19 protein-coding genes are annotated in these 23,751 nt (G+C 47.9%); 5 read left to right on the top strand and 14 right to left on the bottom strand.

The features are described 5' to 3' along the window. Positions 1-2 precede the first annotated feature (2 nt). From prsR to WG68_RS02930, 3 genes are read right to left on the bottom strand one after another with little or no spacing between them, the layout of a single operon-like run. A complete protein-coding gene (gene prsR, locus WG68_RS02940) occupies positions 3-1,361 on the bottom strand; it encodes a PEP-CTERM-box response regulator transcription factor (protein ID WP_046556157.1) in 1,359 nt (452 codons plus the stop codon). A 1-nt stretch (position 1,362) separates the two neighbouring features. Further along, on the bottom strand, positions 1,363-3,432 hold the full coding sequence (gene prsK, locus WG68_RS02935) for an XrtA/PEP-CTERM system histidine kinase PrsK (protein ID WP_046556156.1): 2,070 nt from the start codon (positions 3,430-3,432) through the stop codon (positions 1,363-1,365). Between the two features lie 14 nt (positions 3,433-3,446). Further along, positions 3,447-4,199 (bottom strand): S1 family peptidase, encoded by a 753-nt coding sequence (locus WG68_RS02930; RefSeq protein ID WP_046556155.1) that lies wholly within the window; start codon positions 4,197-4,199, stop codon positions 3,447-3,449. A gap of 140 nt (positions 4,200-4,339) precedes the next feature. Between WG68_RS02930 and WG68_RS02925 the strand changes: the two genes are divergently transcribed. The 3 genes from WG68_RS02925 (at position 4,340) to WG68_RS02915 (ending at position 7,889) form a co-directional block, all read left to right on the top strand. Beyond that, complete coding sequence (locus WG68_RS02925; protein WP_046556154.1) at positions 4,340-5,167, top strand: patatin-like phospholipase family protein; 828 nt, start codon at positions 4,340-4,342, stop codon at positions 5,165-5,167. 209 nt (positions 5,168-5,376) lie between these two features. Beyond that, positions 5,377-6,243: a PEP-CTERM/exosortase system-associated acyltransferase gene (locus WG68_RS02920; protein ID WP_046556153.1), complete on the top strand. Its 867-nt coding sequence runs from the start codon at positions 5,377-5,379 to the stop codon at positions 6,241-6,243. Further along, positions 6,240-7,889 carry an FAD-binding oxidoreductase gene (locus WG68_RS02915; protein WP_200897527.1) on the top strand — a complete coding sequence of 550 codons (1,650 nt, stop codon included), beginning with the start codon at positions 6,240-6,242 and terminating at the stop codon, positions 7,887-7,889. Before WG68_RS02920 ends, WG68_RS02915 begins: the two co-directional genes overlap by 4 nt. Before the next feature lie 56 nt (positions 7,890-7,945). Here WG68_RS02915 and WG68_RS19750 read toward each other — a convergent pair whose 3' ends face one another. The 4 genes from WG68_RS19750 to WG68_RS02895 form a co-directional block, all read right to left on the bottom strand. Next, positions 7,946-8,722: a PEP-CTERM sorting domain-containing protein gene (locus tag WG68_RS19750; RefSeq protein WP_046556152.1), complete on the bottom strand. Its 777-nt coding sequence runs from the start codon at positions 8,720-8,722 to the stop codon at positions 7,946-7,948. Positions 8,723-8,929: 207 nt separating this feature from the next. Then, complete coding sequence (gene prsT, locus WG68_RS02905; protein ID WP_046556151.1) at positions 8,930-11,692, bottom strand: XrtA/PEP-CTERM system TPR-repeat protein PrsT; 2,763 nt, start codon at positions 11,690-11,692, stop codon at positions 8,930-8,932. Positions 11,693-11,757: 65 nt separating this feature from the next. Continuing rightward, positions 11,758-13,002 carry a UDP-N-acetyl-D-mannosamine dehydrogenase gene (gene wecC, locus WG68_RS02900; RefSeq protein ID WP_046556150.1) on the bottom strand — a complete coding sequence of 415 codons (1,245 nt, stop codon included), beginning with the start codon at positions 13,000-13,002 and terminating at the stop codon, positions 11,758-11,760. Between the two features lie 30 nt (positions 13,003-13,032). Further along, positions 13,033-13,275 (bottom strand): acyl carrier protein, encoded by a 243-nt coding sequence (locus WG68_RS02895; protein ID WP_046556149.1) that lies wholly within the window; start codon positions 13,273-13,275, stop codon positions 13,033-13,035. 162 nt (positions 13,276-13,437) lie between these two features. Between WG68_RS02895 and WG68_RS02890 the strand changes: the two genes are divergently transcribed. Continuing rightward, positions 13,438-15,057, top strand: coding sequence for an acyl-CoA ligase (AMP-forming), exosortase A system-associated (locus tag WG68_RS02890; RefSeq protein ID WP_046556148.1), 1,620 nt, complete (start codon positions 13,438-13,440; stop codon positions 15,055-15,057). After that, positions 15,054-16,307, top strand: a complete 1,254-nt coding sequence (locus WG68_RS02885) for a pyridoxal-dependent decarboxylase, exosortase A system-associated (protein ID WP_046556147.1) — start codon at positions 15,054-15,056, stop codon at positions 16,305-16,307. Before WG68_RS02890 ends, WG68_RS02885 begins: the two co-directional genes overlap by 4 nt. Before the next feature lie 28 nt (positions 16,308-16,335). Here WG68_RS02885 and WG68_RS02880 read toward each other — a convergent pair whose 3' ends face one another. The 7 genes from WG68_RS02880 to WG68_RS02850 all read right to left on the bottom strand — a co-directional run bounded on the left by WG68_RS02880 (position 16,336) and on the right by WG68_RS02850 (position 23,741). Further along, a complete protein-coding gene (locus WG68_RS02880) occupies positions 16,336-17,610 on the bottom strand; it encodes a hypothetical protein (protein WP_046556146.1) in 1,275 nt (424 codons plus the stop codon). After that, positions 17,604-18,494 (bottom strand): hydrolase 1, exosortase A system-associated, encoded by an 891-nt coding sequence (locus tag WG68_RS02875; protein WP_046556145.1) that lies wholly within the window; start codon positions 18,492-18,494, stop codon positions 17,604-17,606. The genes WG68_RS02880 and WG68_RS02875 overlap by 7 nt, the downstream gene beginning before the upstream one ends. Beyond that, a complete protein-coding gene (locus WG68_RS02870) occupies positions 18,487-19,311 on the bottom strand; it encodes an alpha/beta hydrolase family protein (RefSeq protein WP_046556144.1) in 825 nt (274 codons plus the stop codon). The genes WG68_RS02875 and WG68_RS02870 overlap by 8 nt, the downstream gene beginning before the upstream one ends. Beyond that, a complete protein-coding gene (locus WG68_RS02865; RefSeq protein ID WP_046556143.1) occupies positions 19,304-20,005 on the bottom strand; it encodes a hypothetical protein in 702 nt (233 codons plus the stop codon). Before WG68_RS02865 ends, WG68_RS02870 begins: the two co-directional genes overlap by 8 nt. Before the next feature lie 10 nt (positions 20,006-20,015). Next, the gene (locus WG68_RS02860) at positions 20,016-20,960 is read right to left on the bottom strand and encodes a polysaccharide deacetylase family protein (RefSeq protein ID WP_046556142.1); all 945 of its coding nucleotides are present in this window, start codon (positions 20,958-20,960) and stop codon (positions 20,016-20,018) included. Then, entirely contained in the window at positions 20,950-22,680 is a 1,731-nt protein-coding gene (locus tag WG68_RS02855) for an asparagine synthetase B family protein (protein ID WP_046556141.1), read from the bottom strand. The genes WG68_RS02860 and WG68_RS02855 overlap by 11 nt, the downstream gene beginning before the upstream one ends. A gap of 65 nt (positions 22,681-22,745) precedes the next feature. Next, entirely contained in the window at positions 22,746-23,741 is a 996-nt protein-coding gene (locus WG68_RS02850; protein ID WP_046556140.1) for a hypothetical protein, read from the bottom strand. Positions 23,742-23,751 lie beyond the last annotated feature (10 nt).

The raw sequence follows: 23,751 nt of genomic DNA, 5'->3' as shown, positions 1-23,751 counted from the left end.
GTTTAATGATCGTGGTCGGTATGGCGTAAGTCATGCAAGCGGTATTTATCAATCAGTGCATACAGAGTGGGGCGGGTAATGCCCAGTAAGTCAGCGGTTTTTGACAGGTTGGTATTGGCAACGGCATAGGCATGGCGAATAGCCTGGGTTTCGGCCTGCTCTCTGACTTTTCTTAAGGTATCCAGTTTACTGTGATGATTACCGTTTAACCCCAGATCCACCGCATCAATCAGTTTATTATCCGTCAGAATGACAGCTGATTTAAGCTTGTTTTGTAACTCCCGGATATTGCCAGGCCAGCTATGCAGTAACATCGCCTGGATAGCGTTATCGGTAAAGCCATGCACCTGAGAACGATAGTCCTGATTAAATTTATGTAATAAGGCTCTGGCAATAATAATAATGTCATGACCGCGTTCACGTAGCGGTGGAATGGTCAGGGTGATTTCACTGATCCGATAGTATAAATCTTCCCGGAACGTCTGGCTGGCGACCATTTCTGCCAGATTACGGTGGGTGGCACAGATAACCCTGACATCGGCTTCAATTTCCTGGCGGCCACCAATCCGCTCAATCACCCTTTCCTGTAAAAAGCGCAGCATCTTCGCCTGCAAGCTTAATGGCATATCACCAATTTCATCCAGCAACAGGGTGCCACCATTGGCACATTCAATCTTACCTAAAGTGGTTTTGTTGGCGCCGGTAAAGGCGCCTTTTTCATAACCAAACAACTCACTTTCCAGCAAATTTTCTGGAATGGAAGCACAGTTAATGGCAACAAAAGGCTTATTATTGCGCAGGCTTTGCTTATGAATGGCCCGGGCAAACACTTCTTTACCGGTGCCGCTTTCTCCCAGTAACAAAGTGGTGATTTCGGTAGGTGCGATTTTTTCAACGGTACGACAAGCTTTCAGCATTGCATCACTATTGCCAATAATATCCAGCTGAATGCTGTTACTGGCTTTTAGCGCCTTATTTTCCTGCTCCAGCTCGGTTAGTTTAAAGGCACGTTGGATAATGATATTCAGTACGTCAGCGTCGATGGGTTTCTGATAGTAGTCATAAGCACCCAGAGCTACCGCTTTTAACGCGTGAGCGTTGTCAGTATTGCCGGTCAGTACGATAACTTTGCAGTCAGGTTGCACCGCCAGGATCTCTGCCAGGCACGCCAGGCCTTGTGAAGCATTTGCCGGGTCTGGTGGCAGGCCTAAGTCGAGGGTGACGACTGCCGGTTCATAGCGTCTTAGCTGTGTCATAGCGCTGGCTTTGTCATCAGCAAAAACCAGCTCATAGTCACTGAGGCTCCATTTTAATTGCTTTTGGATACCTATGTCGTCTTCGACGACTAATACGGTTTTCATATTACATTCCTTGTATTACTGTATCTTGGCATTTAGCCGAGCTTAATGCTGATTTTAACGGAAGTTGAATAGTAAAAGTAGAGCCTGCACCGGGCACACTGCTGACGATAAGCTGCCCCCCCAGTTGCTCGACAAAATGCAGGGCGTCATGCGCACCAATACCCATGCCTGCATTACCTTTAGTTGAGTCAAAAGCTTTGAAAAGCCGATATTTAATAAAATCTTCGGTCATGCCACAGCCGGTATCACTGATAGTAAGCTCAAGTTGCTGCGCAGTACCTGCTACCTTCACTGTTACCCTGCCGTCTTCTGTGGTTGCATGTTGCGCGTTATCAATCAGATGAAACAAGATACTGCTAAAGCGTTCTTTGTCGATAAATAATACGCAGTCCTGCTCCAGCACTAACTTGGGCACTGGTTTACGAATAGCACAACGTTCGCTGATAACCTGTTGTACCAGCTGCGCAACCGATACCTGGCTATCTGTTTGCTGTTCCAGGCGTTTGTTGGTGAGTTGGCTCAGCATATTTTGCAACCGTTGTTGCATGGCGCCCAGGGTACTGAAGCTGTCATCAATAAACTCCGGGTTGTGCCGGTGTTTGCTGGCATTTTTTAAAATCAGATCAATTTGCGCTTTAACATTTTTTAAATCGTGCACAACAAAAGCAGACATTCTGCTAAAGGCAACAAACTGCGCATTTTCGCTTAAGGTTTGACTGGCTTGCATCAGCAGCAGGTGGCTGGCAATTTGTTCTGATACCAGGGTGAGATAGTCGCGCAATTCCCAGTTTAAGCTGATCTTATTGACTTTGGGCGCATTCATTAAGCATAAACCCCAAAGTTGACCTTTGGTATAAATGGGGATCATTAACTGAATATCCAGTGATTTGCCGGCTACTATACTTTGCACAAAGGGGTCGGTACTGTCAGAAAGATCAACCAACCAGTTACGATTAATAAAGTACTGCTGGTACGCGGTAATTAATTGCAGTTCGTCGTTGTTCAAAGCTGGGCGATGCTGTTGTGCCAGGGTTATAACACTATCAGCCCTGAATTTAATAATGAGTCCCCGGTCGTAACCTATGCTGTTCAGCCATGCCCGCAACAGGCTTTGGTAATGGTCGGGTTGGGTAATATCGATTTTCTGTATAGCCCGGGTTAGCAGCAGCCATTTTTCGCGGTAATCGAATTTATTGGCAAAAAAATGTTTTTCTATAAAAACCTTCAACTTTCTTCTGAGGGTACCTGACAGCATCAGAAAAATCAGGGCGGCAATGCCCAGAATAATAAAGGTTGCCTGAATAAGATTTGACCAGCTACCGCCAAAATACCGGATGTAAAAACCGGTAATGGCCAACAGACATAAATATACTCCGGCGCCAAGCACCAATGAGCTTTGCAGTACGATATCCCGCGAGATATAAACATTAATACCCCAGGCGGTAATCCGCCGTATCGCAATAATCATCAATGGCAGCATGGCGCAATAAACAAAGCCGCGGGCAAGCCAGATTTGATCATCAATCCTGCCAAACAAGGCTGACTCAGCCAGCAGGGCAAAGTCATACAGGGTGGTGATCGTCAGCGCCAGCACCAGTGGTTTATGTTGCCACTTGGCATGCCCTGAACGACGATACAGTGCTTCAAGTAACGCAAGCTGTAAAATGCAGATAGCAATATTGCCGGTAAAAATATTACTGGCACTTAGCAGGTTGCTGCTGGAAATGATGACCCAGCCAGTAACCGCAATTAATAAGCCCGCAACATAGGGTTGGCGTAAAAACTGCCATGCTGTGCAGCTGGCCTTACTAAGTGCCGCCAGTAAAAAGAGGATCAGGATGGTACTTTTACTGTTTTCGATAATGTGCGAGCTGGGGGTGGTGAACGGAAGTGCCGCTGACCAGCTGTAATATACTGCCCAACAAATAGTGACGACCGATAGCGCCAGCAGTAAATGCTTCTGTAAATTGCTAACCCGGGTCGCAAGTAATAAACCAAAGAAAAAAAGATAGGCGACGGCAGCCAGAATAAAGCCGATTTTATCTAACTCAAAACGTAGAATAGCATCCATAAGCATCAGAGTAATTAATCTGGCTGCTGCATTAAGTCTAGCAGGTGCGAACTGGGTATAGCGTAACTTATGCCGCTGGGGTCGCTTAGCACCGCTTCACGGCTGGTTTTTATATATACCTGATTAATAATGCCAATAACCTCACCATTGTCTGGCCGGTACAACGGGCTACCGCTATTGCCGGGGTAGGCTACCGCATCAAGCTGATATACCAGGTACGGCTTGTCGAGTTGCTTTAACATCGTTGCTTGCAAGTTACGGGCATTGTCGACCGGGATGGCAATAGGCGTGTGAGCGGCAATAATCCCACTATGGGTAGCGGGGTATAAGCCAAGCACCTGCGTTATTGGAAAACCGGTAAAGGCAATGGCTGAACCTTCGGCCAGTAACGGCGCCTTATTGACGGTTAATGCGGGCAAATGTCCACCAATTGTCAGCAAAGCTAAGTCAAAGGCTGGGGCGTTGCGTTGTTTCTGTACCTGATAAACTGTGATAGCAGCGCCCTGGCCGGCAAGTACAACATATTGCTCCAGTTTACTGTCGTCAAGCGGATTAGCAACAACATGATAGTTTGTAACAATGCGGTTGCCAGGGCTGACCGCGAAACCGCTGCCAATTAATCTGATGCGTGGCGATGAAGTAGGATTCTGGATACCTATCGCGACAACCGAAGGTTTAATTTTCTGTAGCGTGCTAACCAGTTCAGCGGTTGCTGCCACAGAGCTAAACATGAGTAAACTTAACAGAAAATAAATGTGCTTTGCCATAGCAGTGCTGCTTTCCCTTTCCTTAGTGAACTCTCACATACTAGCGTATTTGTTTACAAATTGCTCTAGTCGATGCTGGAAACTTGCAGATAATCACCCATACTGAGTAAGTACTCATTATTCAGCTGATAAGGTTGCAGATGCCAAAGGAAATTGTGCCGATATTATCCGGCGGTGGCACTCGTTTAGCTTGTTACATTGGTATTTTAAAAGCCTTGCAAGAACAAGGGTTAACCTTCCGACATCTGGTAGGAGTATCTGGTGGTAGTATCGTGGCTGCTTTATATGCTGCGGGTTGGAGTTTGAGCCAGATGCATGAGCTGTCAATGAGCACAGATTTCAGACAGTTTCGGGGGCTGTCAATTACTAAGCTGATACGGTTAGGTGGGTTAAGTGATGGCAATGCTTTTGAATCCTGGCTTGACAAGTTGCTGGAAGGCCGGTGTTTTGCAGATTTAAACTTCGACTTACATGTACTGGCAACCGATATCCAGGGGGGCGGGCCGGTTATTTTTAATCGCCAGTTGACGCCTGATCTCAAGGTGTCACAGGCTATCCGGTTTTCAATGTCGATCCCGTTATTTTTTGCTTTTAAGCGATTTAAGCATCATGTGATGACTGATGGCGTCATTTTATCAGAGGATGCTCTGCACCGTGATTGGTCGGGCCAGGGCGTGCCATTGGTGTGTTTTCGCTTAAAGAGCGAAGCAGATAGTAAACCAGTCGTTACCAGCCGCTATTTTCCGGTGTTGTCTTATATTTATATGTTAATTCAAACTTTTATGAATGCCATTTCCCGGGAGTATGTGCATGCAGAATACTGGCATAACACCATAGTCGTTAACACCGGGCAGATATCTTCGGTTAACTTTGATATGACATTGGCGCAGAAACAGTGGTTATATGATATTGGTTACCAGACTGCTGCAGAAATTGTACCGGTGAAGCTGGCGGAATTGTTTGTTTAAGGGGTTAATAAACCGTTTTTTTGTATAAAAGTGCTAACCTGATTGTGGAATATGATGGTAAGTTTGAGCTTACAATCTGCAGGGATCATCTACACTTGTCTGATAATAGATACTAAAAGCAATGGCAGATAACCTATCTGCCGTTAAGTGCTACCTCAAGCAAAGTGCAGTGATATGGATATAATTTACAGACAGCTTAAGAGGGGTCTATGAGACGGCTTAAATCTCTGGCAGATAAACCCATTATTGGTGGTGTGGTGAAAAAAGCCATGGCTGGCCTTGCCAGCAATGATGCTAAAACTATCTCAGCACACTTTTCAAAGTACTTACGGCCACAAATTGCTAATACTGAGGCACTTCGGCATGAAGTATACCGGCTGCGGCATCAGGTGTACTGCGAGGAGCTGCACTTTGAAGATATAAAAGATGGATATGAAGAGTTTGATGAGTTTGACCAACGCTCGATTCATTGTTTTATTCGCCATCTGAGTTCTGATGCCCTGGCCGGCACCGTGCGCTTAATTACTTCCGCTTCAGCCAACGAGCCTTTACCCATTGAAAAGTTCTGTAGTCATGCCATAGAAGAAGGCGACTTTGCGCCATGGCAGTTTCCCAGGGAAAGTATTTGTGAAATCTCCCGTCTGGCTGTGCCTGAAAACTTCCGCAAGCGGGCCATTGACCATTTTAAAGGGGCGGCAACCGGTGCCTTTAACGAGAAGGCATACTCTGCCACAGAGCTACGTTGTTTTCCTTACATAGCCGTATGTTTGTATATGTCTGCTGCTGCCATGGGCTTTCATTCTAATCGTTTCCACGGCTATGTAATGATGGAACCGAGACTGGCCCGCAGTTTAAGCTTTATTGGCATTAACTTTAAACAGCTGGGAAAGCCTATTGAATATCATGGTAAAAGGGCGGCTTATTATATTAACTCTGATATGTTCAGAACCAGTATCTCTGCTGGCTTTACCAAATTATTACACTCAATAGAACAAGACCTGTTTGCGCAGGACAGAGGCGATGGTGATAACCGCTTTGGCATCAACTTTGGTGGTAAATTAGGGATAAGCTATTGAACGAAAAGCCATCTATCACTGCTGATACGCTTGGGGTGCTGTTGCAACGGGTGCTCAGTTCTGCCAGTCAGGTGTTAACCTCTGCTGCCGATTTGGCGCCTTATCAGCAGAATTGTGAGGGCAATGCCGGCTTAACTCAGGTTGTGGTGGTTATTGGCGTTACAGCGGATATCAAGGCGGTATTGGCACTGGCCTCGGCACAGGCTAACAGCACACAGGCTTTTTCAGTGCACCCGCTTAGCACTGGCCGCAATTGGGGCTATTGTTCAGCCAGGCCAAATGATGCGGCGGCGGTTATTCTCGATCTGTCTAAGTTAAATACCATAACATGCGACGACCCGGTACTGGGTATTTTTACCGTTACGCCGGGGGTAACCCAACAAGATTTGCGGCATTTTCTTAACCAGCATCAGCTAAAGTTTATGGTACCGGTGACCGGGGCCGGTCCGGGTTGCAGCATCTTAGGTAATGCGTTAGAGCGCGGCTATGGTATCACGCCCTATACTGATCATTTTGCTGCAGTGAATTGCATTCGGGGCGTCCTGGCTGACGGTACGGTCTTTCGCTCTGCGGTGGCAGAGCTGGACCAAAGCCCAGATGACTTTATCGACAAAACCTATAAATATGGGCTGGGCCCCTATTTAGACGGCTTATGGACGCAAAGTAATCTGGCCGTAGTAACAGAGATGACTATCAGGTTAAAAGCAGACCCTGAAGCATTCAGTGCCTTTTATCTGCAGTTTGCCAGTGAACATCAGTTCGAACAGGCACAGCAAATAGTATTTACTATTTTGCAAAAACTGGAAGGGGTGGTGGGTTCAGTTAACATCATGGACCAGCGCCGGGTGGCGGCGATGATGGCGCCGAATCCTAATGGCCCGGCGGCTCATCAGGTGATGAGCGAGCAGCAGGTGGCAGATATCGCCAGGGCTTATGATATTCCGGCCTGGACTATTGCTGGTACGCTGTACGGCCAAAAAACGGTGGTGAAAGCAGCCCGGCGTGAAGTAAAACGTTTTGGCGCAGGTCAGTGCAGTAAAATGGTGTTTTCAGACGGTTTACTAATTAAATTCGGCAAAGCACTGCTGCAGTTATTACCGGCCGCTATGCTAACTAACCCCCGGAAAATGTTAAGTTCGTTAGATGCCGGTATTAAAATTATGCGGGGTTATCCTAATCAGGTGGCCCTGCCACTGGCTTACTGGCGTAACCCCAGGGTTAAGGCTGATACCAGCCAATTGCTTAATCCGGCTGCCGACGGTTGTGGTTTGCTGTGGTACGCGCCACTGGTGCCAATGCGCAGTGACGCAATGCGCCGTTTTATCGAACATGTCAGGTTGGTTTGTCCTCAATATGGTATTGAACCGATGATTACCTTCACCAGTTTAAAACACGACATGGTAGACAGTACCATTCCTATTGTTTTTAATCTGGCTGATCCGGTGGCAGTTGCGCAAGCGCATGCCTGTCTGGATGAGTTAGTCAGCAAGGGCTTAAAGCAGGGTTGGGTGCCATACCGGCTGAACCTGGCGCAACAGGCCAGCTTACTGGATGCAAAACTGCCATTCTGGCAAATCAGTGCCAAAATTAAACAGGCCTTAGACCCGCATAATATTATCAGCCCGGGCAGATATCAGCCAGAGTAGGCAGTTACAGGCATAAAAAAACCTCCGTCAGGAGGTTTTTTATCAGGCGTAATGTTTTACGCTTTACGGCGACGTGATAACGCGCCCATACCCAGTAAACCTAAACCTAAGATTGCCAGTGAGGCAGGCTCTGGCACGGTTACGGCATTCATAATAATGTTGTCAGGCGTAGCACGGGTACCAAACTGTGAGGTCACCCGGATATCTGCACCAAACAACTGAGCATTGGTGTCAAAATTAGCAAAGGCCGCACCACCGGTTACGTCAAGCAATGCATAACCATCACCAATAATAATTTCATTAAACAGAATAGTGCTGGTAACCGGGTTATAGGCTATCCAGGCAGACGCTAATAAACTTGCGCCAGTACCCATATTTGGCACTGCTGATAACCACAGGCTACCATCCGTTGATGAAGCAAAGCTGCCATCAAAGTTAGGGCTGTGGTCTACCCACAGGTTAGCAAAACCGCCAGCAAATTCAAAATCAACTTCTATAACCCAGCCAGTTGACGAATTTAACGCGTTAGCACCCGTATTACGAACCTGACCTGTTGTGATATTGGTAGTGGTAAAACCGCCAAATTCAAAAGTCAGCTCACAACCAGCGCAAAAGCTGCTGTTAGCATTAATTGAACCAATGTTACCCCAACCAGAAAGGGTGTCACCCGGGTTGGCAATAATACTTTGGGTAAAGAAATCCGTGTCAGCTGCAAAGCTTAGCGGATGGCTTGGATCCCAGGTTACACCATTAACATTAATCGGTGCTGCATTGGCCGCAAAAGCTGACAGTGCCAGTACAGAGGCGCCAATAAGGGTTTTTAACTGCTTCATACATCATTCCTTGTAGTAACTACGATAATTCGCAACTTATACTTAGTAATGCAGTTATTGTGCCGCATTTTAAATTATTTTAAGTTGTTGAAATGTATAGGTATAAGTAGGGTCGGTTCCTATTATCATATTAACATGTAAAAAAAACCGACAAAAAAGCCGGGAGGCCCCGGCTTTTTTAAACATTGATTGTTAGTTATCCTGACATTACTGCGTTAATTGCTGTTGCAATGCCCGGGCGCGGTTTTGATCTTTAGTGTTGTCAGTCTTAACTGCTGCCAGTACCTTACTGGCCTGATCCTGATCACCAATCAGTATCAGCACCTGTGCCAGATTAAGCTGCACCTCGGTATGGTTTGGGCGCACAGCCAGTGATTGTTCAAACTGTGCTTTAGCGTTAGCGTGGTCGCCTTGCATCATTAATACTTTACCGTAGGTATCCAGTACATCAGGGTGACGATTGTTAATTTTTAATGCCCGCTCAGCATAGGTTTTAGCCTCAGCAACTCTGCCCACTTCTAACAGCACCCAGGCATAATTATTCAGGGCAATCAGGCTATCCGGAGCTTGTTGCACGATTTCGCTGTAAACGGTTACCGCCTTATTCACATCATCTTCAATTAACAGGTTGGCATAGAAGGCATTCAGCTCGTTGCTATTTCTGCCGTGTTGCGCAAAGTGCTGTTCAATAAAACTTACCGCACGACGAAATGAAATATCTTTGGCATAGGCTCCGGCAATGGCAATAGCGGTAACCGGCTGTGGCGACATACTGTAAGACTTATTCAGCGTTTCCAGGCCAGGGCTAATCTGGTTATTCAGGATTTGGATGCGGCCTTTGTGAAATAGCATTTCTGCGCTATTGGCTATTTCAGCGGGTAGCAGCTCGAAAGTTGCCAGCGCCCCCTTATGATCACCGTTTTCAGACTGCGCGGCGATTTTGGTCCGCAGCAATACCGCTTGTTTGGGATGAATTCGTAATAGTTTATCCAGCACCACTATGGCATCTTTAAAGCGTCGGGCGTTAGCCAGCAGGTTGCTGTAAGCTAAACCAGCCTGAATATTCTTATCATCGCTGTTATACCAACGCTCGGCCAGGGCTAATGCCAGATTAGCCTGATTTGTTCTGACATAAGCATTAACCATTAAAGTATAAAATGCCGGGGTAAACTGTTGCTGAGTATCGCTAATGGGTTTAAGAATACTTATCACATCGGCATAGCGGTTACTGCTTTGGTATAAGTTCGCCAGCAGCATCCGTATCTGGTTATTATCAGGGTGTGCTTTGTGAGACTTTTCAACCGCAGCAAGGGCCACTTCTGGTGTCCCTTGTTGTTGCATAGAACTATAGAAGGCGATAAGTGCCGGCACATAGTCTGAACGCAACGCTATGGCTTGTTTTAGCAGGGTATCGCTTTGTTCGATATTGCTTTCGTCGCGGGCAACGGCTGCCAGCATATAGAGTGTAAACACATTTTCACTATCGGCTTTTCTCGCTTCGGCTAACATTAATTTACCGTTGGCCAGATCCTTTTGCAGCAAATAGGTCAGGGCTTTCAGATTGTAACCCGCGTTCAGTGTTTCAGGCGTTTTTAACCATTCCTCAGCTAATTCGGCCGCTTTGTCATACTGCTGTTGCCGAATGTAACTGCCTGCCAGTACTAGCCGGGTATCATGCAGGCCCGGGTCCATCATCAGCGCCTGTTCAAGATTTTTAATCCCCTCGGCATTGCGGTTTGGTAAGCCTAACTTTAAGCTGCCTAAGGTACTGAGTGACTGGCCATCTTGTGGCACCACCATGTTTTCGTAACGGCTGATAATCTCTGCCGCCAAACTGTCGTCGCCCTTGCTGATCAGCTGAAAGGCTGTGCTGGCAACCAGTGATAAATCCTGCTCGCTTAACTGTGACTGGCTGAGGCTGGTGGCGGCATCTGCGGTTTCGCCGGCACGTAACTGCAGGAGCGAATACAAACGCTGGGCTGGCGGGTAGGTGTGCAGGCTGTTTTTCACATTACTAAGGTGGCTCAGCGCTTGCACTTCCAGGCCCAACTGGTGATGAATAATACCGGCCAGGATCCGGCTGGGCGCATTGCTGAAACGGGCGCTGATGGCTTTGTCGATGTGCTCTTTTGCTTTGGGGTAATTTTTTTTCTGATACTCAATGGTGGCTTTCAGATAGTTAGTTAAGCCGTGCTCCGGTGCCATTTGCAGGATAAACAGTAGCTGCTCGTCAGCAGCAGCAAATTGTTGTTGTTGTACATAGGTTTGGGCCAGCAATAATCTTACCCGCAGTGCCCGCGGTACTTGGGCAACATAGTCTTGTAAATTCACTACCGCGTTATCGAGGTCTTTGCTCAGCAACTGCAGTTGCGCCTGTAACAGCAAGGCCTCTTTGGCAATAATGCTGTCGCTGGCAACCTGCTGTACGGTTGTTAATGCCTGTTCAATGTTGCGGGCATTTAACAGTAAGGCCGCTTCGGCGTAACGTGCTAAATCCGGATATTCGCTGTTCACCAGCTCGTCAAATATCACCACTGCATTGTCGGCCGCGCCGAGTTCCACGTCTGCCAGTGCGCGGTAAAATTTCAGGTAGTGTTGTGTTTTCGGGCTAAGGCCTGCAGTTTCACTGAACAGGCTTAATACGCTTTGATAGTTTTCTGCCAGATAACTGGTTTGAATGGTTTCAACTGCAATGCTTTCCGGATCTGCGCCATTGCGTAGTGCCCGCTCGTATTCTTTCTCTGCCGAGACCACGTCGCCAACAGTAACATAAACCCGCGCTAACAACAGACGGTAGTCAATGTTGTCAGGTGCTTGCGATATGGCAGATTTCAGCTCAATAACGGCGGCGTTAAATTGATTGTTCTGGCTGTATTTTAATGCATCCTGGTAGTGATCGGCGGCATCTTTGCCGCTGCAGCCGCCCAGTGCTGCCAGCAGCAGCACTGTGCTTAAAGATAGTTTTTTCATGTTACTACACTCCCTTGTCGTTACGATCCAATGGTGACAAATCAGCGGTGGATATTCAGTTGGCGTTAACCAAAAATACCCCTGGTGTCTATTACAACTTTTGTTGCTACGTCAACAGCTTGTAAGCTTTTGAACTGTTTGTGATCTACCAGTACCACTAAAATATTGGCTTGCTCCAGTGCCTGGCTTAGTGTGGTCAGCTCAGCATTGTAACTAGCCAGTTTAGCAGGTAACTGCTTAATATTCGGCTCTACTAATAATATTTTACCAATATTCTCGCTTAACAATTGTTTTGCGATGTTCAGTGCCGGGCTTTCCCGCAAATCATCAATATCAGCTTTAAATGCCAGGCCAAGACAGGCTATTACCGGCTTTTTAAACTGATCGGCGGCCTGACGAATTTTTTCAATAACATACAGCGGTTTATTATCATTAATTTCGCGCGCTTTACGAATAATTTGCGCCTGTTCAGGTGCTGAGTCAACAATAAACCAGGGGTCAACAGCAATACAATGGCCACCAACACCAGGCCCCGGGCTGAGTATGTTAACCCGCGGGTGACGATTGGCCAGTTTTATCAGTTGCCAGACGTTAATTTTCAGGGTGTCGCAAATAATTGACAGCTCATTGGCAAAGGCAATGTTGACATCGCGAAAGGCGTTTTCAGTTAATTTGGCCATTTCGGCCGTGCGGGCGGTGGTTCGCAGGCATTCGCCGCGTACAAACAGCTGATATAGCTCAATGGCCCGTTCGGCGCAGCGTGGTGTTATACCACCGATAATCCGGTCATTGCTGACCAGTTCCTGTAATACCCGGCCAGGAAGCACCCGCTCAGGGCAATGGGCAATAAATAAATCGGCTTGCTCGCCGTCTTGGTGCGGTAAGGTTAAATCCGGGCGCAGCTCGGCCAGCCACTGGGAAATTTGTTCAGTAGTGCCAACCGGTGAGGTCGACTCCAGCACTATTAAGTTACCTTTAACCAGCACCGGCGCGATGGTTTCCAGCGCAGCCTTAATATAACTGAGATCAGGGCTTTTGTTTTCTTTGAACGGGGTAGGCACCGCTATCATAAAGGCATCGGCCGGCTCCGGGCTAAGCGAGGCTTTTAATTTGCCGGTAGTCACCGCAGCCTGCACCAGCATATCCAGATCAGGCTCAACAATATGTACCTTACCCTGATTAATGGTGTTAACGGCATGCTCAGACACATCAACACCCAGTACTTCAACTCCACGCGAGGCAATAACAGCTGCGGTGGGCAGCCCGATATAACCTAATCCGATCACAGATACCCGGCTAAATGGCGACATATTCATTCCTGTAGAAAGTAAAGTTAGGGTTCAGGCAGCTTGCTTTTGTGACACAAACTCGGCCAGACCACCAAAGGTTTCAAAAATCTCGGCTGAGATTTCATCATCGTCAAACTCGATACCCAGTTGGTCTTCCAGTTCAGTGATAACGGCGATAATGGCCATGGAGTCGAACTCGGGAATCGCACCCAGCAAGGCGGTGTCGGCGCTGAAATCTTTTTCTATCTGTAGTACAGTGCGTAAAATGTCGGCAAGCAGTTGGTGATTGGGCATTTTTTCGTCCTTTTAATACCTTATATCCTGAATGAGGTGTACTTTAGCTTGCTGTTAACAAACTAAAATTTAATAACAACGTCAAATTACTATCGGTTTTTTTATAAAACTGTTTTATTATTACACACAAAGGGATTAAAAGTGAAAGGTCTAAAGGACGCGATGACCAAAAATCTATACCAATTGCTGCAACAAGCTCAACACACATTTCCCGAGCGTACTGCGCTGCATTTTAAAGACAAAAGCTTAAGTTACCCTGAACTGTATCAACAGGTTAATGTTGTGGCAGGCCGTTTACAACAGCAGGGGCTGCAACGCTTTGACCGGGTGGCAGTTTACTTACCGAAGCAGTTCGAAACGGTTTTTACCATCTGGGGGGCCAATGCCTGTGCAGCAGTCTTTGTTCCGGTAAATCCGGCACTTAAGCCTGTTCAGGTGCAGCATATTCTGCAAGATTGCAATGTCAGGGTTTTAGTCACCAGTAAAGATCGGCTGGCAACGCTGGCCGATGTACTGGCAGGCTGCCCTGATTTGCACACTGTGCTGCTAACCGATGATGATAGCGAACATAGCGTTGCGCACCTGAGTATTAAACCCCTGTTAACTGCCAACACTGCCGCTGTTGAGGCGGCGTCGCCTGCATTGCTGCACGGAGCACAAACCGACAGCGATATGGCCGCAATTCTGTATACCTCAGGCAGTACCGGTAAACCGAAAGGGGTGGTGTTATCGCAGCGCAATATGCTGGTCGGGGCCAGCAGTGTTGCCAGTTATCTGCATAATACTGCTGACGATGTGATTCTGGCCTTGCTGCCACTGAGTTTCGATTATGGTTTAAGCCAGCTGACCACCGCTTTTTTAACCGGCGCCAGTGTGGTACTGCTCGATTTTTTCCTGGTGCAGGACGTGGTGCGAGCCGTTGCCCGCCACGGCGTAACCGGTATTGCCGCCGTGCCACCATTATGGGCGCAACTGGCCAAAGCAAAATGGCCAGAAGGCAGTAGCGACAGCGTGCGTTATTTAACCAATTCGGGTGGTGCTATGCCCTTAGCGCTGCTTAGCCAGCTGCAGGCCATCTTTAGCCGGGCTGAGCCTTATCTGATGTATGGCCTGACTGAAGCGTTTCGCTCTACCTATTTACCGCCGGTAGATTTAGCTCGTAAGCCTGGCTCTATGGGTAAGGCTATACCCAATGCCGAAATTTTAGTGGTGCGCGAAGATGGCAGCTTATGCGGGCCAAACGAGCCGGGTGAACTGGTACACCGCGGGCCGCTGGTCAGCCTGGGTTACTGGAATTCACCAGAGAAAACGGCCGAGCGCTTTAAGTTCGACCCCATTATTGCAAACGGTATTCAGCTGCGCAGCCCGGCAGTATGGTCAGGCGATACAGTGAAAGCCGATGAAGAAGGCTATTTGTATTTTATTGGCCGGCGCGATGAAATGATTAAAACGTCAGGCTACCGGGTAAGCCCTACCGAAGTGGAAGAAGCGATTTACCGGCTGGACCCGGCGTTAGTCGATGTGGCCGCGATGGGGATATACGATGGTGTCGATCAGGCCATTTTAGTGGTGGTAGCAACGTCAGGCGCAAATCCAGATGTGAACAGCTGGCAAACCCAGTTAAAACGTAGCTTGCCTAGTTTTATGCAGCCTAAGGCTATTATTGTGTTACCCAGTCTGCCGAAAAATGCCAATGGCAAAATTGACCGTAAAACCCTGGCCAGCCAGTATCAGGATTATTTTCTTGACAGTAATAACAGCATTACAGGAGCGTCAACATGAGCAGTACCAGCTCCAACAATAACAGTGCGCCGCAACATGAACCAATGAGTCAGTTCAGGGTAAAACACGGCGAGTTGGTCGCTGCGGGATATACCATGACTGAAATTAGTCAGCTATTGGGCCGCCCGGCGTTTTATGTTTACGATCGTCAGGTGATTGAGCAGCAGGTTGCCAGCTTTCGCCAGCATATTCCCGGGCGGATAAAGCTGCATTACGCGGTAAAAGCCAACCCGTACTGGCCGGTAGTGCAACATTTAAAACCGTTGGTTGATGGCTTTGATGTTGCCTCGCAAAAAGAAATGTTGCTGGCACTGCAAAGCGGTATGCCGGTGGCCGATATCAGCTTTGCCGGGCCGGGTAAGGGCGATGCTGAGCTGCTCTCCGCCATTATTGCCGGCGTTACCCTGAATGTGGAATCGGTGGGGGAGCTGCAGCGTATTTGCGCGTTGGGCGCGCACAGCCGCAACACGCCGCAGGTAGCACTGCGGGTTAATCCGGCGTTTGAACTGAAAGCGTCGGGTATGAAAATGGCCGGTGGCGCCAAGCCGTTTGGTATTGATGAAGAGCAAGTACTTGAACTGTTAACAGCAATTGCTGAGATGCCGGTTAAACTGCGCGGTTTTCATATCTTTTGTGGCTCACAAAACTTAAAAGCCGAAGCGTTAATTGAAGCGCACCAGCAAACCTTTGCACTGGCGGCTAAGTTAGTGGCGGCCTGCCCGTACCGGCCTGAGATGATTAACCTGGGTGGTGGTTTTGGTATACCCTATTTTGCCGGGGAACGCCGGCTTGATTTAACACCGGTAGGGCAGTCGTTACAAAGCCTGTTGCAGCAATACGACAGCGAGCTGGCCGATATCGAACTGGTGATTGAGCTGGGCCGTTATCTGGTAGCTGAAGCCGGTTTATATGCCTGCCAGGTGGTTGATAAAAAGCAATCGCGGGGTACCACTTATCTGGTATGCAACGGTGGTTTGCATCATCACCTGGCCAACTCAGGTAACTTCGGCCAGGTAATTCGCAAAAACTACCCGGTGGCGATTGCTAACCGCATGGCGCAACCGGAGCTTGAACTGGTAACCATAGTAGGGCCGCTGTGTACCCCGCTGGATATTTTAGCGGATCGCATGACATTACCCAAAGCAGAGGTAGGCGACTGGGTGGTGGTGTATCAGTCAGGCGCTTACGGCCCCACCGCCAGCCCGCAGGATTTTTTAGGGCATCCTAATGTGGCTGAAATTTTAGTGTGAGTCGTCAGGCATTCAGCTTGGCGGGTAATTAATGGTATAGCGTCAGCTTTTGCAGGCGCTGTATTATTTTTTGTTCGGTGTGGTTAAATTTGTACCCTTGGTAACCACCAAACTGTTGCTGCATTTGCTGCTCTGTCATGCCTTCTGGCAAATCGGTAATATCCGGCATAAAAGCCGCTTCAAATTCTGCCACGCTGAGCGTTTCAAGCTGTGTCAGGTTAATCCTGACAAGCTGTTCAGCGAAATAAATGCCGGCATAATCTGCTGCAAGGTCAACAAAACTAAAGCCACTACTGTTACCGGCATCATATATTTCTTTTAAGTTGCCGATTGTCTCAGACAGCGTACTGTTGCCCACCAGTTTAAAAAAAGCAGAATACAGAAAATGCAGGGTTAAATCATGCCTGCCTGTCAGCAGCATAGCCGGCAAAGCCGGCACCTGAGCGGGTGTTAAATCAGGAGTGGCGAAACGAATAAACTGCGGATTGGCAAGTCCTGCAATTAGCGCCCACAGGGCGTTAGTCTGCTCCTGGTGCAGGCTGCTATTGTCTGCCCGTGCAGATGCCAGGATTAAAAGCTGCTGTAAATAGTATGCCAGGCGCCGTTCCAGTGGGTTCTGCTGGTGAAGCTGCTGCAGCTCTTGCAGGTAAAACAAGGTATCGGCGGCTGAAGCCGCAGAATAAACGCTTTTTTTTGATTGGCTTAAACTCAGCCGCTGCGGGTTTATTTTCAGGTTGAGTGCGACTGCCTCTTCATTAATAAAAAACAGGGCATCGTTGCTAAATTCACCTCTGGCAAACAAATCCAACAGGTGTTGATCGGCCGGGCTATCTATTACAGATTTAACAACACGTTTCAAGGCGTGATTGGCCAGCCAGCCCGAAACCGGTATCCGGCCCAGCCGGCATCGGTCGATGGTTAAACCGTTATCCGAGGGCAGTAATAAACAACTTGCGGCTATAACGTTGCCAGGTAAATAGGGGTTAAGGTCCAGGCTGGCATACAGGTTAACGCCCAAATTATTGATAAAACCATTAAAATAAGCAGGTTTAATGGTGTAGTTGGCCACATTCATAATTGCATCAAGCTGGTGCTGGTTAATCTCAATTGCAATGGGTACTTTATCCTGCTTTAACTGCTGCCAGGTATTGCTAAGCCAATAGCGGGTTTGCGCTACATCTTTGCTGCTAATAGCCGTGGTCTCTGGCTGGCCTGGGGTAATTAGCAGCAATAACAACACCAGCAGCAGTAGTAGTACACTACCAACCACGATAAAAAGGCGCCGGGCAAATCTTATTAGCATGGCTTAACCGGCGAATTTGCCGGGTTAAACTCGCGAGTGAAGTCACACGTGGCCTGCTCTACAGCTGCACGCCATTCGGCGGTGGCAAAGGTATGGTTAGCAGTGGCAATATGCCGATGCGTGGCATTTTGCAGACAGCTTGCCCAGGCGCTATCGGTTTGGCACAGCGTTAAAAATTCTTGCGCAGTTAAATCATTGCCACTGGTAATCAGCAGCGTTTTGCCAGTAAACGCCTGCCAGCCCGCCAGCATCTGTGGCACATAATTATCAGCAGTGGTGGCTGGTTTAGTGGTGTCTGCGGTTGTGGCCGAGCTGGTTTTAGTATGCCTGCTTTGCCGAAACGTTTGCAGCAGGTCTTTAATACTTTGCAACGGGTTCAGGCCACCAGCCAGCAGTTTTTGCCAGAACGCTTTAGAGCTGAGCCGTTGCCAGTAATAGTGCTTTAGCATCACCTGGGCATGGCTTTGCTGCTGGCGCACCCAGGGGTTTAACAGTACCAAACCGGCCACTCTGCTATCTGCTTGCTGATAGCAATACAGCAGCGCGGTACTGGCGGCATCACATAGCCCCCAAATTACCACCTGTTTAACGGCAGAGTTTTGGGCAAGCAGCGCATCTATCGCCAGTTTTATTGCCCGGCTGTTGGCATAAAATGGCTGTAGTTCACCAGCACTATCACCCATGCCACTAAAATCAACCCGCAGGTTACTAATGTTAGCACTGGCTAGAGCGCGGCTAAGTTTTACAAACTGGCGGTGGCTGCCAACCCGGTACTGCGGGCCGCCGACCAAAATAAGTACCGCAATATCGCTTCGCCCCGGGCTGTAGATGGCGTGCAATACCGCACCCTCAGCGCTGAACTGTAACGGCTGTTCATTAAACATGGCTGCGCCCCAATTGGGCCAGGCTCAGCCTCAGTAGCTCGTCAGCACTGGCTAACTCTGTGGTATTCCAGAAAGGTGCAGCGTTTACCAGCTGAAAGTTAAGCTGACAGTGTGCTTGTAATTGCTCAAGTTGCTTTTTCAATGCCACGCCGGGCGCTGCCAGTTGTGAAACTTCCAGCCAGTGTAATGGCAGCGCGTTGTTTCCAAATGCTTCAGGCAATGAATATAAACCCTGTAATGTACTTTGGTAAAAAGCGGGCGCTAGCGGGTAACCGGCAATTTCTATTACTTCACCCTCAGCTAGCTGCTGCTCAAGTTGTTGCTGACTAAGTTTTTCACCCAGTGCCATTTGTTCGGCAATTTTAATTCGGAAAAATTGTTGCCAGAATTTTTTAACGTCAAAATAAGGTTGCCATAACAGCACTTCTTTAACCGGCACCGCCAGTGAGCTACTGTTAAGCAGGTCAAACAGTTGTAAGGCACCGAAGCGAATCGCCAGAAAGCTCACTTGCTGAAAACCCTCTGCCGCCAGTTGCTCAACAAGCAAAGTTAAATCGGCCCGCCAGAGCGCCATAGTGGCTTCCTCTAGGTCGCCCTCGCTATCGCCGGTACCAAAATTATCCATTAAATAGCAGCTAAAACCCTGTTGTGTCGCCTGGCGCATAAACTGGCTGATAATATGGCGGGATTTGTTCATTTCATCAGCAAAGGGCGGCAAAATAATTAACGCACTGGCTTTATCGGCCTGGCTGCTTATCAGAAAATTATGGCCCTTAGTCATTTGCCGAAAGGTGGTAGCGAAGGCTGAATTACTCATGTTTGTTATTAACGCCAATATATAACGCCGGAAAATCAGTCTGGCGCCAACTCACTTTAATAAAAGGCCGGAAGTGGCGGCTAAGCATCAGTTGAATGCTACCAATATTAACAAAATACACCGTGCCAAAAATCTTGCTACCCAGCCTTTTATGCGATTGCAATGAGGCAATATTGTAATAATTAATCCGGCTATAAACATAACTTATACCGCGCTCAGCCATCACGCTATTGGCGCGATCCCATAACTTGGCAAACACATAAGAAAAACGGTATTTGGGCATCACAAACACATCATAATCCCAGGCGGCATGGCCAGCAGGTTGCAATATATAGCGACAACGCACTTCATCTTCCTGATACTGATCGAAATTAAGCCATAAGTTGCCGGCAAACTGGCCTTTTTTAAATGCCGCCATACAATAACCGCCCTGTAAGTAGCGCTGTTGCAAGGTGATCAAGGGCCTGTCCATTGTGTTAAGCACCGGATCATCGCTGGTCAGCTGCTTAATCTCGATGTCCAGAGCCTTCGTTGCTGGCACGCTGGCAACAGTGGTGACTGGCTGGCGGGTAATGTAGTATTTATGAATAACAACCTGCTTAAAGGTCAGCTTAACCAGAGCTTTGTCAATCATATAGAGCAGCGTGTCAGCCATGCCCAATTCGCGATAAGTTTGTGTTAATTTTGCCAGCATTCCTGCTTACCTAAAGGGGGTGCGACTGGCGCATGTTATTAATCAGACGGGCGTGAAACTTCAGTTGATTGCTGTCCCAGGGGGTAAAGCGCCTTAGTTTAAATGGCGAACTATGATTATCTGAGACCCCCCAGTCGGTGGCGACGGCAGAGTGAAAACCGGCTAGTTGGACAGATTGTAGTGCCGTTTCATCAAAATCACGGCTAAACACGCCATTAGGGTAAGCAAAATGGTTAACAGGCTTTGTTGTCCATTGTTCCAGCTGCTGTTTACTCCTGACGATTTCTGTTTGTTGCTCGGCCGCTGGCAGAACTTGTAAAATAGGGTGATTAATGGTGTGAGCACCGATAGTGATGCCGGTTGCTGCTAGTTGCTGGATCTGGGCAGGAGACATCATCAGCGGGGCTTGCTCGCTGGCGTTGTTTTCCTGATACAGCTTATCAACTTCGGCTAAGCGTGGAGCAATAGCTAAGTACTTCAGTTTCATCAGCCATTGCTGAGCCAGTTGCCGGCGCTGTTGCCAATCACCCAATGTAACCTGCTCTCCCTGTAAGGTAAGTTGCTGCCTTTCTTTATCGGCGAACAGATGAATAACCCGATCATTCCACATATTGTTGCCCTGGCTAAACCCTGTGGCGACATAAACGGTAGCCGGGATAGTGTATTTAGCCAATATTGGCTGAGCCACGGTCAGGTTATTCAGATAACCATCGTCAAAGGTAACGCAAACCGCGTTAGCTGGCAGCGTACCTTGCTTAAGGTGAATAAGCGCCTGATCCAGCGACAGTGGCGTAAAGTACTGGTTTAACAAACGCATATGCCAGTCGAATATCTCAGCTGTGGGCTCACTGGGGCGCATGGGGTCTGGCTCAGCCAGCACCTGATGGTAAATAAGAATACTTAGCTTATTGCGGCCTAATAGTTTACCCGCCAGTTGTAGCAGCTTATGTATCATTGCTGAATCCTTGCTCTTCAGCCTGTAACCACAGCTCTAATACCACTAAAATCCAGATTAACTCGCCATAATAGCTGGCATGGCTGTTAGTGTGCGCCTCTATTGCCGCGTCAATTAAACTGTCTTTAACAATAGCCCGCTGCCGAAACGCATTAAGTGCATCCAATGCCAGCGTTTTTAACTGGACATTGTCGGTTAGCCAAACACCAAACGGCAGCCCAAAACCATGTTTCTCTTTGCTTAAGGTGTCGTCAGCCAGAAAACCCTTGCAAGCCTTTTTGTAAAAATCCCGCAGTTTCTGGCCGGGAAGCTTTATATCGGCCGGTACGCTGCAGCTAAAATCAACCAGGGCTTTATCCAGCAGCGGGTAACGCACTTCAATACCGGCCAGTTCGCACATTTTGGTTACTTTTACTAAATCGTTGTCGGCAAGAGTAAATTTCCAATCCAGAAACAGCATTTTGTCTACCGGATCAGCGCTCAGGCATTGATTATAGCGCTGTTTTAGCAGCTGCTCGGGTTTGGTCGTATCAATCTCTGCCAGAAACGCCTCAGTAAAAATGGCATTGCTGCCAAACTGATTAATAAAATTATAGTTTTGTAAGCGCAGCGGCAACTTCTCGTCGGCCTGGCGAATATAGCTGGCGACCTTTTTAAAACCCGGTAAGTGTGCCAGTGGTGTTTTTACAAAAATTGCTCTGGCAAGAGATTGCAGTGGTGCCGGCGCATTAGCAAATACCTCAAACACTTTTTGTTTGGCATAGCGGCTATTACCGGCAAACAGTTCATCACCACCATCACCGGCCAACAGTAGTGTGCGGCCATCTTCTTTGGCAAAGCGGGCGCAAAAATAGGCAGCCATGGCCGATGAGTTACCAAAAGGCTCATCAAAAAATTGCGCTACTTTCACAAAGGCTTCGGCAGCTTGTTCCGGGGTTAAATAGTGTACCTGATGGCGGGTGTTAAAGTGTTTTGCCGTCAGCAAGGCATACTCGGTTTCGTCATAGCCTTTGGCTTTAAAACCAATTGAATAGGTATAAGCGGGTTGCTGGTGTCTGGCAAGCATACCGGCCACGGTTGAGCTGTCGAGGCCGCCACTTAAAAAGGCGCCGCAATCTGGCTGCAGGCTATGCTGCACGGCGTTGTCTAACTGTTGCAGACACTGTTGCTGTAAGTTACTGGCAGGTGCAGTACTGGCTTTAAAATCAGGGCAGTAGAGCAGAGTACCCTGGCTGATTTCGTTGATGGTTACCGCAACCCTATTAGCCGCTTCCAGTTTAAATACCTGCTGGTAAATGGTATCGGGTGCCGGAATGCAATGGAAATACACATAGTTGTATATGGCCTGTTTATTCAGCGCACATGTTACACCCAGTTGTTTCAACTGTTTTAGCCCATGGCCAATATAAAGCACCTGTTGTTGTAAGGCGTAATAGCAGCTTTGCACTGCCATTATGTCATTAACCAGCCGTATGGGTTGTCCGCTTTGGATAACAACAAGGTAAAAGTCGCCAGATAATTGCTGATAAAGCGCCGTTAAATCAGAATTGTCGTCCAGTAATTGTAATAATGTACTGGCAGTAACCGGTTGTTGTTGCCAGCGAGCCCTGCCCATCAGTGCAACAGCACCAGCACTATTTTTAGCAATATCCAGCGTTGGGTGGGGGGCAATGCGTACTTCCGGGCAACCGGTGATGGCTATTACAACGTTAGTGTCCATGGCTATTGTCCTGCAATCCTTTGGCTATTATCAATATTGTACAGCTGTTGGCACTGACCGGTGGTTTAAGCATAGTTGTAGGGTAATATACCGTAAATGGCATCTAGCATTCCTGCGGGTATGGCATAAGTATTAACCACTTTTTTGGCCGCCATATCATAAGCAACAATCAGGGCTTCATTACCATCCATATACTTAAAGTTACCCTGAGTGAGAAATTTCAGTTTGGATATAAGTTTGGTTTTTCTGAGCTTTGAGTAGCCAATGTAGAAAATATCACCGTCAACCAGTAAGCCACGGCACCAACCCAGCGGCCTGTTCCGCTCGCTTGCAAACGGGTCATGCTTGTCAATCACTTTACGGCTTGTTGGGTCAACAATAACCAGATAGCCGTCTACCCGGGTAAATACCAGCTTATCGTGCCACCAGATACCATCATGCACACTCATTTCGTCCTGATGGGCGACATCAATCCGATCAGTCACATCGTCCAGGCAAACCGCGTCGTCATGAGTACAACGGGTCACCCATAGTTTGTTGTCTAATTTAAAAACATAGTTAGGGTGACTGTCGTGAGGGCGGGTTGAGTGCACTAACCTATAATCTGTGCCGGCATCAAAGCGGTGCCAGGGCGCTTTACCCTCGGTATTAATAATGCGTTTAATTTCGCCGCTCTGCGGGCAAAGCACCACAATATTATCCAGGCCTGTAGAGGTTACGATTAACTCGTTGTCAAACAGATGAACCGAGTGAATATTATGAAAACAGGGGTGAGAAAAACACTTAAGCTGTTTTAATTCCGGTAGCTGGTATTGATACACTTCAGTGTCGGTCGGTAACCACAGGGTATCACCATCAAGGCAAGCAGCGGTAAACTGCTGGTTAGGGTGTTGTGGTGGGTAATTTGTGCCGCCATCAGCTTTCGTCAGCAGCGGGGTAAACTCACCGCTGCTCAAATCAAGTTTTAATAAACCAGCCTTACCATAATACTTGCCTTCGCCTAATTCAAAGCCATCCGGGCGCAGACAGCCCCCGGTAACTAGCAGTCCTTTGTACGACATCCCGATATCC

This window comes from Arsukibacterium ikkense, from assembly GCF_000987775.1.
GTDB lineage: Bacteria > Pseudomonadota > Gammaproteobacteria > Enterobacterales > Alteromonadaceae > Alishewanella > Alishewanella ikkense.
Note: the sequence above shows the minus strand (reverse complement) of the source record. Positions and strands in the feature narration are given on the sequence as shown.